14 protein-coding genes and 1 pseudogene are annotated in these 15,303 nt (G+C 72.9%); all 15 read right to left on the reverse strand.

The features are described 5' to 3' along the window. Positions 1-42: 42 nt before the first annotated feature. On the reverse strand, positions 43-258 hold the full coding sequence (locus RI578_RS18490; protein WP_121748250.1) for an MbtH family NRPS accessory protein: 216 nt from the start codon (positions 256-258) through the stop codon (positions 43-45). A gap of 60 nt (positions 259-318) precedes the next feature. Continuing rightward, a complete protein-coding gene (sbnB, locus tag RI578_RS18495; RefSeq protein ID WP_310872099.1) occupies positions 319-1,320 on the reverse strand; it encodes a 2,3-diaminopropionate biosynthesis protein SbnB in 1,002 nt (333 codons plus the stop codon). A gap of 6 nt (positions 1,321-1,326) precedes the next feature. Then, a complete protein-coding gene (gene sbnA, locus RI578_RS18500) occupies positions 1,327-2,310 on the reverse strand; it encodes a 2,3-diaminopropionate biosynthesis protein SbnA (protein ID WP_310872100.1) in 984 nt (327 codons plus the stop codon). A gap of 208 nt (positions 2,311-2,518) precedes the next feature. Next, positions 2,519-4,834 carry an MMPL family transporter gene (locus RI578_RS18505; RefSeq protein WP_310872101.1) on the reverse strand — a complete coding sequence of 772 codons (2,316 nt, stop codon included), beginning with the start codon at positions 4,832-4,834 and terminating at the stop codon, positions 2,519-2,521. 102 nt (positions 4,835-4,936) lie between these two features. Next, positions 4,937-6,277, reverse strand: coding sequence for a condensation domain-containing protein (locus tag RI578_RS18510; RefSeq protein WP_310872102.1), 1,341 nt, complete (start codon positions 6,275-6,277; stop codon positions 4,937-4,939). Beyond that, positions 6,274-6,558 carry an acyl carrier protein gene (locus tag RI578_RS18515; protein ID WP_310872103.1) on the reverse strand — a complete coding sequence of 95 codons (285 nt, stop codon included), beginning with the start codon at positions 6,556-6,558 and terminating at the stop codon, positions 6,274-6,276. The genes RI578_RS18510 and RI578_RS18515 overlap by 4 nt, the downstream gene beginning before the upstream one ends. Before the next feature lie 29 nt (positions 6,559-6,587). After that, positions 6,588-8,333, reverse strand: coding sequence for an acyl-CoA dehydrogenase (locus tag RI578_RS18520; RefSeq protein WP_310872104.1), 1,746 nt, complete (start codon positions 8,331-8,333; stop codon positions 6,588-6,590). Further along, entirely contained in the window at positions 8,330-10,102 is a 1,773-nt protein-coding gene (locus tag RI578_RS18525; RefSeq protein WP_310872105.1) for an acyl-CoA dehydrogenase family protein, read from the reverse strand. Before RI578_RS18525 ends, RI578_RS18520 begins: the two co-directional genes overlap by 4 nt. A 515-nt stretch (positions 10,103-10,617) precedes the next feature. After that, positions 10,618-11,766: pseudogene (locus tag RI578_RS18530) on the reverse strand (AMP-binding protein); the annotation flags it as partial. 55 nt (positions 11,767-11,821) lie between these two features. Further along, positions 11,822-12,238: a MaoC/PaaZ C-terminal domain-containing protein gene (locus RI578_RS18535; RefSeq protein WP_310872107.1), complete on the reverse strand. Its 417-nt coding sequence runs from the start codon at positions 12,236-12,238 to the stop codon at positions 11,822-11,824. Positions 12,239-12,419: 181 nt separating this feature from the next. Then, positions 12,420-13,148: a DsbA family protein gene (locus RI578_RS18540; protein ID WP_310872108.1), complete on the reverse strand. Its 729-nt coding sequence runs from the start codon at positions 13,146-13,148 to the stop codon at positions 12,420-12,422. Next, positions 13,145-13,897: a 3-oxoacyl-[acyl-carrier-protein] reductase gene (gene fabG, locus RI578_RS18545; protein WP_310872109.1), complete on the reverse strand. Its 753-nt coding sequence runs from the start codon at positions 13,895-13,897 to the stop codon at positions 13,145-13,147. The genes RI578_RS18540 and fabG overlap by 4 nt, the downstream gene beginning before the upstream one ends. Positions 13,898-13,913: 16 nt before the next feature. Next, positions 13,914-14,459 carry a 3-hydroxyacyl-ACP dehydratase gene (locus tag RI578_RS18550; protein WP_310872110.1) on the reverse strand — a complete coding sequence of 182 codons (546 nt, stop codon included), beginning with the start codon at positions 14,457-14,459 and terminating at the stop codon, positions 13,914-13,916. Continuing rightward, entirely contained in the window at positions 14,456-14,884 is a 429-nt protein-coding gene (locus tag RI578_RS18555) for a hypothetical protein (RefSeq protein WP_310872111.1), read from the reverse strand. The genes RI578_RS18550 and RI578_RS18555 overlap by 4 nt, the downstream gene beginning before the upstream one ends. After that, on the reverse strand, positions 14,881-15,303 hold the full coding sequence (locus RI578_RS18560) for an acyl carrier protein (RefSeq protein WP_310872112.1): 423 nt from the start codon (positions 15,301-15,303) through the stop codon (positions 14,881-14,883). The genes RI578_RS18555 and RI578_RS18560 overlap by 4 nt, the downstream gene beginning before the upstream one ends.

Genomic DNA, 15,303 nt, shown 5'->3' on the forward strand with positions numbered 1-15,303 from the left:
GAAGGTGCGGAGGAAGGGTGTGGGGGGCGGGGCGGGGGCGGGTCAGGCCGCGTCGGCCTCCATGCGCTCACGCAGGCTGCGCGGGCGCATGTCCGTCCAGACCTCGGCGATCCGGGCGAGGCACTGCTCGCGGGTGCCCTCGGTGCCCTCGGCGCTCCAGCCGGCGGGCAGGTCGCGCTCGGCCCACCAGATCGAGTACTGGTCCTCGTCGTTGCGGACGACGCGGTAGGTGCGGTCGTCGGTCGGCTCGGTCGCCATGTCTGCTCCTTAGGAGGGTGGTCGGGCGGACGCCCGGTGGTGGGTGGTGCGTGGGTGTACTCAGGCGGCGGGCGGCGGCAGGAAGCCGTCGACCCGAACCCCCAGGCCCTTGGCGGCCGCCGTGTCGTACACGGCGGCGGCGAGGGCCAGGTCGAGCACCCCGAGCCCGAACGGCGAGAAGACCGTCGTCCGGCCCGGGACGCGGACGAACTCCCGCTCGCCGTTGAGCAGCTCGCCGATCGAGGCATCGATGAAGTCCCGGTCGCCGGTGAGCTGTTCGGCCAGGTGCGGCGAGGTGCGCTCGCGGCACACGTGGTCGGCGTCGTCGACGATGTTGTGGGCGCCGAGCAGCGCCTCGGGGTGCAGGTCGCGCAGCGAGACGTGCAGCACCAGCGAGCCCGGCCGCACCGCGTCGAGGCCGGTGTGCGGCACTCCCGCCGTGGTCGCGAAGGAGATCAGGGGGTGCGCGCCGAGCGCCTCGTCGAGGGTGTCGGCGTACGCGACCCGCAGGCCGGGCGCGTCGGCGGCGAGCCGGCCGGCGAACTCCTCGGCGCGGGGCCGCGCCCGGTCGAACAGCGTGACCTCGGTCAGCTCCGGGAGCACCGCGCGCAGATGGCGCAGGATCTCCTGGTTGATGACGCCGCAGCCGATCAGCGCGACACCGGCCGGGCGGGCGTCGCGGGTCAGCAGCTCGGCGGCGAGCGCGGCACTGGCCGCGGTGCGCATGGCGGAGATCACCGAGCCCTCGACCAGCGCCTCGGGGTGGCCCGTGGCCAGCGAGTTGAGCAGGATCGCGGCACTGGCGCGCTGCAGCCCCGACTCGATGTTCGCCGGGAACGACGAGATCCACTTCATTCCGGCCACCGGGCGGTCACCGCCGCGGTAGGCCGGCAGGCCGATGATGCGGTCCCGGTCGTGCCCGGGGAAACGCAGGAAGACGGAGTGCGGGACCGCGGTCTGCCCGGAGGCGTGCAGCCGGTAGGCCTCGGCGACGGTGCGGACGTTGTCCGCCTCGCGGCCGCTGAGGATGCTCTCGACATCGGCGTGCCGGATGACAATCATGGGAAGTCAGTCCTTCCAGAGATGGGAGACCTCGCCGAAATTCCGGTGCACCCAGTCGTCGGAGTAGATGGTGTCGAGGTAGCGGTCGCCGCCGTCCGGGAAAATGAGCACGCAATTCGACCCGTCCGGAATGTGTTCCGCGTATTTCCGCAAGGCCGCGACCGTCGCCCCGGACGAGCCGCCGGCCAGGATCGCCTCGCGGGCGACGAGCCTGCGGCAGGCGGCGACGCATTCGAGGTCGGAGATGTGGACCACCTCGTCGGCGGCCTGGGGGTCCATCAGCGGCGGCACCACGGAGGCGCCGTGCCCGGGGATGAGCCGTACCGTCGACTCCAGCCCGAAGATCGCGCTGCCCAGGGCGTCGACGGCGACGACCGTGGTGCCGAGACCCGCGTCCCGGATGTGGTCGGCGCAGCCCTTGAGGGTGCCGAAGGTGGAGACCGAGGCGAAGAGGTAGTCGACCCGGCCGTCCAGGGACCGGGCTATCTCCCGCATGGTGACCTCGTGGGCGCGCGGGTTCAGGGGGTTGGCGTACTGGTTGGGCCAGAACGCGTTCGCGGTGCTCGCGACCAGCTCGCGCACCCTGCGCAGACGGGACGGCAGGTACTCGCCGGTGGCCGCGTCGCGCTCGGTGACGACCTCGATCTCGGCGCCGAAGGCTTTGAGGATGGCGAGGTTCTGCGTGGTGGTCTTGCCGTCGACCACGCAGACGAAGCGCAGCCCCAAGTAGCGGCAGATCTGTGCGAGTCCGACCGCGAGATTGCCGGAACTGGACTCGATGACGACGGACTCGCCCGGCCGCAGTTCGCCACTGCGCACTGCGTCGACGAGCATTCTCAGCGCCGACCGGTCCTTGATGCTGCCGCCCGGGTTGAAGCGCTCGACCTTGGCGTAGACCTGGGACCCGAAGCCGGGCAGCAGGTTTTCCATGTGGACCAAAGGGGTGTTCCCGATGGTCGACAGAATTCCTGAGTACGGTTTCTCGGGCACGGTTGTCCCTTCGTGGCAGGCACTGTTGAAAACCTCTGACCTGACCCTCGAATTCTGTGCGGGACCGCTATACAGCCCCTATACGGCGCGGGCCGGCACGCGAAAGGAGCCGGGGTACGCCGGTTGTGGCGTATCCCGGCTCCTTCGCGTGCCGGATGCGTGCGGCTCCTGCGGGCTCTCGCGGGCTCTTCCGGGGAGGGAGGAGCCGTCAGCGCGTGGCGGCCGTCTGTCCGGCCGGCTCCTGGAGGGGAGCCGTCGGCAGCGGCGCGGCGTCCGGGGCGGCCGCCGGCGCGGGGGCGGGGGCGGGATCGTCGTCGCTGCCCTCCAGGCTGACGCCCGGCAGCCAGCGCAGGGCGCGCGGCATCTTCCAGGTCGCGTCGCCGAACATCGTCAGCGCGGCCGGCAGCAGCACTCCGCGCACGAGGGTGGCGTCGATGAGCACGGCCGTCGCGAGTCCGACGCCCACCATCTTGTAGTCGATGGCGGAGAGCGTGGCGAAGACCGAGAACACCGCGATCATCACGGCGGCGGCGCTGGTGACGACGCCCGCGCTCTTGGTGATGCCCTCCACCACGGCCTGCTTGGTGGACATGCCCCGGCCCCGGTACTCACGTACCCGGCTGAGGATGAACACGTGGTAGTCCATGCTCAGCCCGAACAGGGTGACGAACATGAACAGCGGCAGCCAGCTGACCACCGCGCCGTACGAGCGGAAGTCGAGCAGCGAGGACAGGTGCCCGTCCTGGAAGACCAGGGTCAGCACGCCGTAGGCCGCGCCGATCGACAGCAGGTTGAGGACGATCGACACGATCGGGATCACCAGCGACCGGAAGGCGGCCGCGAGCAGCACGAAGGCGAGGACGATCACGAAGCCGAAGACCCACGGGGCGCTGTTCTCCAGCGCCGAGTTGAAGTCCTCCTGCTTGGCGGTGTCGCCGGCGACCGCGTACTCCAGGCCGTCGACCTCGCCGAACGAGGCGGGCAGCGCGTTGTCGCGCAGTTCCTTCAGGGCGGCCACGGACTCGGCGTTCTTGCCGTCGCCGGCCAGCGGTACCCGCACCACCATGAGTTCGCCGCCGGGGATCAGGCTGGCCTCGACGGGCTCCATCAGCTTGCCGTCACTGCCGGCGACCTGCTCCTTGAGCGTGGAGATCGCGGACTTGACCGCGGCTCCGTCCAGGTCCGTGCCGCGCACCACGACCTCGGCCGGCTGCGTGTCCACCGGGAACGCCTTCTCGACCCGCTCAAGGGCCTGCAATGCCGGTACGTCGGTGGGCAGCCGGTGCTTGAGGTCCGGGTCGGAGAGCTTCATGCCGAGCGCGGGTACGGCGAGCAGGGCCAGGGCCGCCGCGCCGACGACGGCCCAGATCACGGGGGCCTTGACGACCTTGCGCACGATCGCGCCCCACACGCGGGAGTCCTTGACGACGGTGCGGCGGGCGCCGAGCCACGGCACCTGCCAGCGGTCGACGCGCTCGCCGAGCCAGGACAGCATGGCGGGCAGCGCGGTGATCGCGCCGAGCATGCCGATGCCGACGACGGCGATGGTGCCGACGGTCATGCCGGTGAAGGTCTCGATGCCGGTGAAGAACAGTCCGGCGAGCGCGACCATGACGGTGAGCCCGGAGACCACGACCGCCTTGCCGGAGGTGCGGCCCGCGATGATGAGCGCGGTGTCGTTGTCGTGTCCGGCGGCGCGCTCCTCGCGGGCCCGGCGCAGGTAGAACAGCGAGTAGTCGACGCCCACGGCCATGCCGATCAGGAGCACCACCGACGGGGTGGAGTCGCCGATCGCGATCCACTTGCCGAAGAACGTCAGGAAGCCCATGGCCGCCACGACGGAGACCAGCGAGATCAGCACCGGCAGGCCGGCCGAGATGAGCGAGCCGAAGACGACGGTCAGGATCGCCACGGTGAGCGGGATGGACAGCACCTCGGCGCGGAGGAAGTCGTCGTCCTGGATCTTGTCGATCGCCTGGCTGACGCTGACCTTGCCGGTCTGCGTGATGTCGACACCCGGGTGGGCCTTCGCCTGTTCGGCGACGGCCTTCTCCATCGGCTCCATCGAGTAGCCGGTCACGGAGAACCGGACGAGCAGCGAACGCCCGTCCTCGGACACCAGCTTCTCGGCCGCTTCGGCGCCGTCGGTCGGCGTGACGACGTCGGAGGCCCAGTTGGCGCCGGTCTCGTCCTTGCCGAGTCCGCGCAGCGCCTGCGCGACGTCCGTGGCCGCCTGCTGCATCTTCGGGTTGTCGGTGTAGGCGGGGTCGCCCGCCTCCGCCTCGATCAGCACGTTCTCCTGCGGCGGTGAGAACACGGCCGCGTCGTCCAGCATCTTCTGTGCGCGGCCCGTCTCACCCGGCGCGTGCTCGTCGAGGCTGGTGGAACCCAGGCCCGCACCGATCGCGATGATGAGGACAACCAGACCCAGCCAGCCGAAGGCTGCCCGTTTCCGGTTTCGGACACTCCAGTGGGTGATCCGTTCGACCAACGGCCGTCGGCCGGCCCCGGTTGCCTGATTCATGATGGTGACCTCGTCGGTAGGGGTGGTGGGTTCACGCTGGCACCGCCTTCTCATAAACGGCCTATATCCCGAGGCCCCGAGGGGTGGGGGGCGGTGCCGCGCTCACCAGTCGTCGTACTGGCCGTCGCCCAGGCTCAGCAGTTCCGCGAGCTGGTCGCCGGCGGCCAGCGGGACGCGCGAGACGACCGCCGTGGGCTCGTCCACCGCCGCCTCGATCATGCGGGTGCACACCTCGGCGAACCGCTCGACGGTCTCCCGGTCGAACAGCTCGTCGGCGTAGCGCAGGACGACCGTCAGCCCGTCCGCGCTGCTGCGCAGTTCGACGTTGACGTCGAACTGGCCTTCCATGTGCGGGAGGTCGATGAGCGACAGCCGCAGTCCTCCGTAGGTCGTCGGTTCCGCCGCGCCGACCAGTCCGGGCACCGGCAGCCGGTCGGTCGCGAGCAGTGTCACGGCCATCGCGAACCTGGGTACGGGGACGGGGTGACGCAGCCGCCCGAGGCCGGCGAGCAGGCCCAGGTGGGCCTCGCTCACGGTGTCGCCGATGGTGGTGTCGGCGGCGAACCGGGCGCGCAGGGCGAGGGAGCTGACGAGATAGCCGACCATGTCGGCGGTGCCCTTGCCGATCCTGCTGGACGCGGGGCAGCCGATGAGGAAGTCGTCGAGCCCGGTGGAGCGGTGCACGGCGGCCTGGAAGGCGCCGAGCAGCAGCGCGAAGGGGGTCACCCCGGCGTGCGCGGCCGCGTCGGGCAGCCGGGCGGCGAGATCCGGGGCGAGCGCGTGGACGTAGGTCGTGCCGCGCAGCGCCGCGGGTCCGGTGGCGGGCCGGTCGGGGGTCAGGGTCGCGGCGGTGGTGCCCTGGCCGAGCCCGGCCCAGTACCGCTCGGCGCGGGCGCGGGCGGGGCTGTCGGCGAGCGCCCGTTCCTGGTCGACGTACCGGCTGTACGGGACGGCGGGGGCGGGCAGCGGCCCGCCGCCGAGGGCGTACGCGTCGAGGAGGTCGCGCAGCATCAGCCACTGGCTGGTGGCGTCGCTCGCGATGTGGTGGGCGGCGACCACGAGCGCCGCGTCGGCGGGCCCGCGGCGCAGCAGCACGACCCGGAACGGCCAGGCGTCGCAGAGCGCGAAGGGCCGGGCGCCGGCCTCGCGGGCGAGCGCGGTCACCTCCTCGTCCGTGCCGCCGGGCACCTCGCGCACCTCGAACGGCACGGGCAGGCCGGGCGCGGGCCGGCGTACCGGCTGCCCGTCCTCCTCCTCGTACACGGAGCTCAGCAGCTCGTGGCGGCCGGCGAGGGCGGCCACCGCGCGGCGCAGTCGCTCCACGTCGAGCGGGCTGTGCACGCGCACGCCGAGGACCACGTTGTACGCGGCGCTGGCGGGGGCGAGCCGGTGCAGGAACCACATGGCTTCCTGGCCCGCGGAGAGCGGGAGCGCGGCGGTCACCGCCTGGCCAGCTCTTCCGTGAGGTGGGCGGTGATCGCGCCGACGGTCGGGTGGTCCCAGGCCATGGTCGGTTCGACGGCGAGCCCGAAGCGGTCCTCGACGTCGCCGCACAGGGTGAGCGAGTAGACCGAGTCGAGTCCGATGTCGACCAGCGGCGCGTCCTCGTCGATCTCCTCGGTGGAGCACTCCAGGTAGAAGGCGATCCGTTCGACGAGCCAGCCGCGGATGTCGGCGGCGGAGACGGTGTCGGGCGCGGAGGGCCCGGTGGACGCGATGGACATGGCTGAACTCCCGTGGGACGGCGCCCCGCTCAGGCGAGCGGAGCGCGGATGAGGTCGAAGGTGAGGTGCTCTTCGTGACGGTGGAGCAGCTCCGTGTGGAGCTCCTCGGCCGCGTCCCGGGGCAGCGGCCCCGGCTTCAGGCCGAGACGGTCGGCGAGCCGGTGCAGGGCGCAGATCACCCAGGCCGGATCGCGCAGCGGGCCGTCGCCGTGCCGCCACACGCCGAGACAGGCCGCGGCGGCGAGCACGTGCGCGTACCGGTCGGCGAGCAGGAACCCGCGGCGCGAGGCAAGCACCGTGCGGTCCCGGGGCGGCAGTTCGGCGGCGCGGCGCGCGATGCCCCGCAGTTCGCCGGCGAACAGCCGGGCCAGGGCGTTCACGCGGGGGTCGTCGTACTCGGTGTCGGTGACGGCCCGGCCGAGGGTGTCCCGGCCGCGCGCGTTGAGCTCCAGCCGCGCGAGGTCCAGGGGCGGCAGCGGGTCGCCGGGGCGGAACAGCGCCGCGGGGGGCGCGGCCCCGGGCCGGAACCAGCCGCGCTCCGCGAGCCGCGGCAGCTGCGGCACGATCGTGGCCTGGCAGACGGCGCTGCCCGCGTGGGCGAGCGCCACCACGGGCAGGTCGCGGGCGGCCTTCTGGAAGACGGCGTACGGGCCGGTGCGCACGTAGCTGCGGGCGCCCAGCAGCACCGACAGGCGGTACGAGGACTCCTGGAGCAGCTTGGGCACCAGGTACTTCACGGCGGCGGACTGCACGCTGGTCTCGCCCGGCAGCAGGTGCAGCGACCGGGCGCCGACCGTGGCCAGGGCGTCGCACACCAGCAGGTCGGCGAAGGCCCCCACCAGCGTGGCGCGCGGGTACGGAAGCCGGGCGACGGGCCGGCCGTACAAGTGTCGCCCGAGCCCGAAGCCGAGCGCGGCCCGCAACTGGGTGTCGCCGATGCCGACGACCATGCCGGGCAGCACGCTGCGGGTCACCTGGAAGGCGCGCAGCACGGTCTCCATGGCGCCGCCGGGTGTGCCGAGCACGGAGTCGGCGGGCACCGGGCAGTCGTCGAACTCGATGCCGCCGAGCAGGCAGCCGCGGACGCCCGACGTCGGGTAGCGGGTGTCGCGGCGCACCGCGTCGGCGGGCAGCCGGTCGAGGTCGACCAGGAGGTGGGAGTGGCTGCGGCTGCCCGGTCGGTCGCTGGTGCGGGCGAACACCACGGCGGCCTCGGCCCGCGAGATGTTGTTCACGAGCTGCTTGCCGCCCCGCAGCCGCAGGCCCTCGGGCACCGGGGTGGCGGTGAGGTCGACGCGGGAGAAGTCGCTGCCGTGGGCGAGTTCGGTGTACGCGGCGACGACGCGGCCGCCGGAGAGCAGGATGTCGGCGGCCCGCCGCTGCTGCGCGGCGGAGCCCGACGCCCAGACGGGCAGTCCGGCGATGAAGCTGGTGACGCCGTAGCCGATGCCGAGGGAGCAGTCGCGCCGGAAGACGGTGCGCATGAGGTGCGCGAACCCGTCGGCCTGGGTGAAGCGGCCGCCCAGGGCGCGGGGCACGAACTCGGCGTTGAGGCCGTATCCGGTGAGCAGCCGCTCGCCCTCGGCGGACAGTTCGCCCTGTTCGTCCGCGGCGAGCACGGCGACGGTGCCCAGCGGGTTGTCGGGGTCACCGGCGGGCCCGACGAGGCGTTCGAGGGCGGCGGTGCGCACCCGGTGGTCCGGGTCCGCCGCGGTCGTCGCGGGCAGCGGTCCGGGGGCGTGCGGTCCGGGTGCGTGCGTGATCGTCTCGCTCATGACCCCTCCTGGGTCGGACGGCCCGCGGCCTCGGCCAGTTCGCAGTGCAACAGCGAGAACAGCAGCCCTTCGCGGTGCTGCCGGCGCAGGGTCGGCAGCAGCCGGTCCAGGGCCGGTCCGTCCACGTCGTCGAGATCGGGTTCACCGCTCAGCTGCCGCAGCAGCCGGGTGAGTACGGCTTCCAGCCAGCCGCTGTCGGACCAGCGTCCGGCGGGGTTCTCCAGCCACAGGTGCAGGGCGGCCGAGGCCGCGTAGAGCAGCGTGTAGTCGCGGGCGAGGGCGAAGGCCCGTTCGGGCACGTCGCGGGCGGAGGGCCGGTGGGCGGCGAGTTCGTCGTGCAGTTCCCCGGCCAGCACGAGCAGTCGCCCGGCCTGGGCGGCGACGGCGCTGTCCGGTTCCCGGTCCCGGACCCGGCCGACGGCGGCCGGCAGCGCCTGTACGACGCTGCAGCCGGACCGGGCGTACAGGGTCAGGGCGCCCGGGTCGAGCGCGGGGGGCGGTGCGTCGAGCCGGGCGGAGGCGGCGACGCCGGCCGGGTCGGTGTGCCCGCCGCGCCAGCCGCGGACGAGGACCGGGAACTGGTTGATGAGGTAGTTGAGGTTGACGACGGTGCTGCCGTCGAAGATGCCGACGATCCTGTGGTCGCGTTCGATCTTCTGGAACGTGCCCTCCGCGTGGTCCGCGACGAGCATGGCGCGCGCCCCGAGGACCTGCCGCAGGCCGGCGATCAACTGGTCGCCGACGGTCGGCACCAGGTACTTCACGACGGCCGACACGGCGCTCTGTTCCCCGGTGAGGGTGTGGATGCCGCGGGTGGCGACCAGGCTGACGGCCTCCACGGCGAGCAGGTCGGCGTAGGCCTCGGCGAGGGTGCGGCCGGCCTGCGGGAGATCGGCGAGCCGTCGCCCGTACAGCTCGTGCCGCTCGGCGAAGGCGACCGCGACGCCCAGGGCCTGTCCGGCCATGCCGAGCGTCATCGCGGAGCAGAGCGTGCGGGTGATCTGGAAGCCCTTGAGGATGATCTCGAGTCCCGCGCCCTCGGCGCCGATCCGCGCCGACGCGGGGATCTCGGCGCCCGTGAAGGCGATCCCGCTGATGTCGGCGCCGCGCACCCCGTGGGTGGGCAGCGCCGGTACCGGACGCCAACTCTCCGTAGCGAGGCGGGACTTGTCGACGAGGAAGAGGCTGAAGCCGCGGGCGCCGCCGGCCGGGTCGGTGCGGGCGAGGACGGTCACCAGGTCGGCCCGGGTGGCGTTGTTGATCAGCCACTTCTCGCCGTCGAGCCGGTAACCGCCCGTCCGGGTGCGCTCGGCGGTCAGTTCGCCGGCCAGCAGGTCGCTGCCGTGCGTCTGCTCCGTCAGCGCGAGCGAGACCACCGCGCCGTCCATGACCCGCCCGGCCAGCCAGGCCGCCTGCTCAGCGCTGCCGCCCACCCAGACCGAGACCGCGCCGAGATACGTCTTGGTGTGCGCGAGCGCGACGGTGAAGTCGCGGCGGCCCAGCGTGCGGATGATCTGCAGCAGCTCCTCGCTGGAGCGCAGTTCTCCGCCCAGGTGCGCGGGCACGAACCACTTCGGCAGGCCGAGCGCGTCGAGCTGCCGGCACACCTCGGCCGGGAACGCCTCCGCCCGGTCCAGCGCGCCGAGCCGGGCGAAGGAGAAGGCCAGGGCCGCGTCATGGGGGTCGCCGAACCGGCCCTCCAGCTCCTCGGTGAGCCCGTAGGGGGACCACTCCCCGGCCGTGGTCGCTGTCGTGGCCGCCGTGGTCACCGGCTGTCCGCCTTCCGGGTCCGGGGCGCCCCGGCGTGCGCCAGCGCGTCCTTGAGGTAGAGCTCCCGCATGAGGGTGCGCCGGATCTTGCCGCTGGTGGTGCGGCGCACCTCGCCGACCCGCACCAGGGCGACGGCGCCGACCCTGACCCCGAGGCGCCGGCCCAGCCGGGTCCGCGCACTGGTCGCCAGGTGCCGCAGCTCGTCCTCGCCGCGGCGGCCCGCCCGTACTTCCTGGGTGACGACGATCTCCTCGTGCGGGCCCTGCGGGACCGCGAAGGCGGCGGCCGGAAGGTTCCCGAACTCCTCCTCCAGGGCGCCGATCTCCCGCTCGATGTCGTGCGGGTAGAGGTTCCGTCCGTGCACGATGATCATTTCCTTGATGCGACCGGTGACGTACAGCTCGCCGCCGAAGAGGGCCCCGAGGTCGCCGGTGCGCAGGAAACCGCCGCCCAGCCCGGCGGCGGTGGCGTCGAAGGTGCGCCGGGTCTCCTCCTCGCGCGCCCAGTAGCCCTGCGCGAGGCTCTCGCCGCGGATCCAGATCTCGCCGATCTCCCCGTCCGGGAGGACCCGGGCCGTCGCGGGGTCGACGATCCGCACCTCCAGGCCGCGCACGATGCCGCTGCTCACCAGCTCCTGTCCGGTCGCGCCCGCGCGGGCCCCGGTGAGGCGTCCGGCGGCGAGGGCGGCGGCGTCCACCGCGGTGACCACCGGGGGTGTCTCCACCCGGGTGCCGGTCACGAACAGCGTCGACTCGGCCAGCCCGTAGCCGGGCAGCAGCGCCTCGGGGCGCAGCCCGGCCGGTGCGAAGCGGGCGGCGAAGCGGGCCAGGGTCGCGGCGTCGACCGGCTCGGCTCCGTTGCAGGCGTGCGTCCAGCGCGACAGGTCGAGGCCGGCGACCTGGTCGTCGGTCAGCCGCCGCGCGCACAGGTCGTACGCGAAGTTCGGGGCGCAACTGATGGCGGCGCCGGTCCGGTCGATCAGCCGCAGCCAGGAGACGGGCCGTTTGAGGAAGTCGGTGGGCGGCATCAGGACCGCGGTGCCGCCGAGGTAGAGGGGCGTGAGCATCATCGCGATGAGCCCCATGTCGTGGTACGCGGGCAGCCAGCTGCACCAGGTCTGCCCGCCGTGCCAGCCGTGGCTGGTGCGCATCAGCTCGATGTTGTGGACCAGGGCGGCGTGGGAGACCACCACTCCCTTGGGCTCACTGGTCGAGCCGGAGGTGTACTGGAGGAAGGCCGGCAGCCGCGGCAGTACGGCGGGCGGCGTCCAGCCGAGCACATCGGTCGCCACGGCCTGTTCGAGCGTCGCCTCGTCGAGGATCAGGCTCGCGCCGCTGTCCGCCTCGATACCGTGGATGCGCGCCTCCTGCGTGCTGTGCCCGCCCTGCGCCGGTACGGGTACCGGGATCACTCCCGCGTACAGGCACCCGAGGAAGGCCCGGATGAATCCGGTACCGGGGTGGAAGGCGAGCAGCACCCGTTGGCCGGGGGAGGTGCGGGAGGCGAGCCACTGGGCCACCGACCGGGCGTCGACGTCCAGCCGGGCGTAGCTGACCAGCTCGTCCGTGGCGGTGTCCGCGGAGGCGAAGCGGACGGCGGTGCGGTCCGGATGCTCCGCGACCCGGCGCCGGAATCCGCTCACGTACCCGTCGAAGCAGATCACGTGCCACTCCTCCTGCGTTCGAAGCCGACTGGTGGGCCCACCCTCGTCGGCACGGCTATCCCGGCCCTATAAATGCGGGGCCGGCCGCGATCCGGTACCGCAGCCGCAGATCGGCCACCCGGCCACGGTTGGTGGTCACCGTGCCCTTGACCTGCAAGCCCTCCGCCGTCTCGGTGACCTCGGCGGCGGCGAACACCCGGTCGCCCGGGTGGACGGGGTGGCGGAAGCGGCACCGGTCCATGGCGACCAGACCGACCTCTCGGGCCGGTCCGGCCCACTCCTGGACGGCGCGGTCGACCGCCTCGACGAGATAGAGGCCGGGCAGCACCGGAAAGCCCGGGTAGTGGCCGGCGACGGTGGGGTCCGCGGCGGCCTCGGCGACGGTGAAGGCGACGGCGGCGGAGTGCGCGTTGCGGCGCATGACGTCGAAGTCGGCGGCGTTGGCGACGGCCGGCGTACCGGTAGCGGTCATGACGTTCCGTCCTTTGGGAGTCGGCTGGGAGCTTCACGTGGGAGTCCACGCGGGAGGCCGCCGTACGGCAGGGGGGTGCCGGACGGCGGCCTGGTGGCTGCGGGGCGTGCCTCTGGGCCCGCGAAGGGGGGTTGCCGGCCGTGCGAGGGCCCGGGACGCCGGGTGGTCCCGGCGCCCGGTGTCAGCCGCAGCCGCCCGCGTGGCCGTCGTCGAACGACGGGCCGTGCGGGAGCTTCCGGTTGTTCTCGTCGGGGCGGCCGGCGTCCCCGGCTTCCAGGGCCTCACGGGCGGCGGCCGCCGCCACGAAGTCCCGCAGCCGGTCGACGCCCCAGAACTTGTCGTAGTGGACGGTGAAGAACGGCACCCCGAACACCCCGTCGCGGTGCACCGCGAGCAGCGCCTCAAGGCCCTCCTCACGGAGCTGGGGGTCGTCGGACGCGCCCGCCAACTCGGCGCTGTGCATGCCGAGTTCCGGGCCGAAGGAGCCGATGACGGCCGGGTCGCAGATGTCCCGGCCCTCCTCCCAGCGGGCCCGCGCGGCGAGCTCGACGAACCGCGCGCCCTTGCCGTGCCGCCGGGCGGCGAGGTAGCCGAGGTGCGGCACCTCCCACACCGGGTCCCGGTCGACGGGCCACCGGAAGCTCAGCCCGCGCGCGGCGGCGAGACGCCGTACGTCCTGGAGGATGTAGCGGTGCTTGGCCGCCGACATCGGGGCGTAGGGGAACTCCCCGCCCGCCGCGTCCAGCATCTTGCGGCTCAGCTCGTCCGGCTCGCAGAACGGGATCCACTCGATGCGCGCGGCCAGCTCCCGGTGCTCGTCGACGAGTTCGCGGTAGGCGAGCCAGGAGTACGGGCTGCGCAGCGAGAAGTAGAACCGCGGCACCACCCGCTTGCGCTTCCCGGTGCTCACAGCGCGATGCCGCCGTCCACCTGGAACACCTGTCCGGTGACGTAGGAGGCCTGGTCGGAGACGAGGAAGGAGACGAGCGCGGCGACGTCGTCGACCGTGCCGAAGCGGCGCAGCGGGATCCGCCCGACCATCTCCTTGGTGACCTTCTCCGTCAGGGCCGACGTCATGTCGGTCTCGATGAAGCCCGGGGCGACCGTGTTGGCGCGGATGGCGTACCTGCCGCCCTCCTTGGCGAGGGAGCGGGTGAAGCCGATGATGCCGGCCTTGGACGCCGCGTAGTTGGTCTGCGCGGCGTTGCCCGCGACGCCGGCGACGGACGACAGGGTCACCACCGCGCCGCCGCGCCGCTTGATCATCGGGTAGATCACCGAGCGGCAGACGTTGTACGTGCCGTCCAGGTTGGTCCGGATCACCGCGTCCCAGTCGTCGTCCGGCATCAGGACCAGCGGGTTGTCCCGGGTGATCCCGGCCGAGGTGACCGCGGCGGCGACCGGCCCGAACTCGTCCTCGACGCTCGTGACGAACGCCTTGACCTGCTCACGGTCGGCGACGTCCACCTTGCGGGCGAACACCCTGCGGCCCAGGGCCGCGACCTCCTTCGCCACCAGGTCGGCGGCGGACTCGTCGGAGCGGTAGCAGAACGCGATGTCGTAGCCGTCGCTCGCGAGCCGGTTCACGACGGCGCGGCCGATGCCGCGCGAACCGCCGGTGACCAGGGCGACCTTCGCTTCCGAGGCCTCAGCAGTCATGGTTGACGTCCTCCTTTCACACGGGCAGGCCCGCGGGCGCGGGCAGCAGTTCGGTGACGTCCTTCAGGGCGACGACGAAGGCGCCTACGCTCAGCAGCCGCCGGCCGCCGACATGGGTCTCCCCGGTGAGGATCGCGGTGTCCCCGGCCTGCTTGAGCAGGCGTACGGAGTGTTCGAGGACCTCCCCCGGGTACGCCTGGCCGTCGAAGGCCACGTCGTTGATGGCACCGGCCAGCTCGACCTTGCCCGCGAGCACGTCCGGGTTGGGCTGCTCCCAGGTGGACAGGAGCACGGCGGACTGCGCCCACGACTCGATGACGAACGCGGTCGGATACGCGTAGTCGGCGGGTCCCGCGTGCTGCCCGAGCTGCGCGTAGCAGGGCTCGTTGCCGGAGATCGCCTTGTACGTCGTCATGCGCACGCCGGGCACGACCTCGCCGACACGGTCGACCAGCAGGATGGGCACGCGGTGCGGGATGGTGTTCTTGATCCGGTGGATCCCGTGGAATCCGCCGGTCCCGTCGGTCCCGTGACGTACCTCCTCGGGTGCGGGCGCGTTCACTGGGCCTCTCCTTCGGGTGTCGGCGTCGTCGCCGCGGAGGTGCGGCGGTAGCGCAGTCTGATGTCGGCGACGGCTCCGGACACGGTGAGCGCGGACGCCTTGGCGGTCAGCAGCCCGCCCTCCTCGCCGGCGTCGACCGTCACCTCGGTGGAGACCCGGTCGCCGGGGAAGACCGGGCGGCGGAAGCGGCAGCGGTCCATGGCGACCAGTTCGAGGCCCGCGCCGAGACCGGCGCCGTCCGCCCACAGCCGGACGGTGCGGTCGGCGGCCTCGACCAGGAACACGCCCGGCTGCACCGGGAAGCCCGGGTAGTGGCCGATGAGCACCGGGTCGTCCGGCTCGGCGACGAAGGCGGTGGTGGCGCCGGACGGCTCGTTGCGCAGCAGTTCCAGGCCGTCCGCGCCGAGCGCGCTCGCGCGGCTCACGCGGCCTGCCCCTTCTCCTTCAGCTTCCTGTCCAGCAGGTCGTAGGTGCCCTGGAGGGAGGTGATGGCGACGAGCTCGGACTCGGCCATCTTCACCGCGTACTCGCGCTCCAGGCGCACGGTTATCTCCAGGGCCATCAGCGAGTCCACGTCGAGGTCGTCGACGAAGTGGGCGTCGTCGGTGACCTCCGCGACGTCCAGGTCGAGGATCTCCGCGACGAGGACGCGCAGGCCCTCCTTGTCGAGGGACGGGGTGCCGGTGGCGGGGTTGCTGACGGTGGTCTCGGTCATGGTCGTCTTCCGTTCGAGGATGTGGCGGGCTGGGACGGCTGGTGCGGGCGGTGCGGCTGGTGCGGCGTACAGGGCCCGGACGAGCAGGCGGCGGGTGCGGTAGGCGCGGCGGCGGGCGGTCGGCAGCAC

It is taken from the genome of Streptomyces sp. BB1-1-1, from assembly GCF_031597775.1.
Lineage (GTDB): Bacteria > Actinomycetota > Actinomycetes > Streptomycetales > Streptomycetaceae > Streptomyces > Streptomyces thinghirensis.

Bases quoted from the DNA above. Each gene is read 5' to 3' on its own strand.
- RI578_RS18520 (WP_310872104.1), bottom strand. From the start codon at position 8,333: ATGAGCGAGACGATCACGCACGCACCCGGACCGCACGCCCCCGGACCG.
- sbnB (WP_310872099.1), bottom strand. From the start codon at position 1,320: ATGATTGTCATCCGGCACGCCGATGTCGAGAGCATCCTCAGCGGCCGC.
- RI578_RS18515 (WP_310872103.1), bottom strand. From the start codon at position 6,558: ATGTCCATCGCGTCCACCGGGCCCTCCGCGCCCGACACCGTCTCCGCC.
- RI578_RS18535 (WP_310872107.1), bottom strand. From the start codon at position 12,238: ATGACCGCTACCGGTACGCCGGCCGTCGCCAACGCCGCCGACTTCGAC.
- RI578_RS18490 (WP_121748250.1), bottom strand. From the start codon at position 258: ATGGCGACCGAGCCGACCGACGACCGCACCTACCGCGTCGTCCGCAAC.
- RI578_RS18505 (WP_310872101.1), bottom strand. From the start codon at position 4,834: ATGAATCAGGCAACCGGGGCCGGCCGACGGCCGTTGGTCGAACGGATC.
- fabG (WP_310872109.1), bottom strand. From the start codon at position 13,897: ATGACTGCTGAGGCCTCGGAAGCGAAGGTCGCCCTGGTCACCGGCGGT.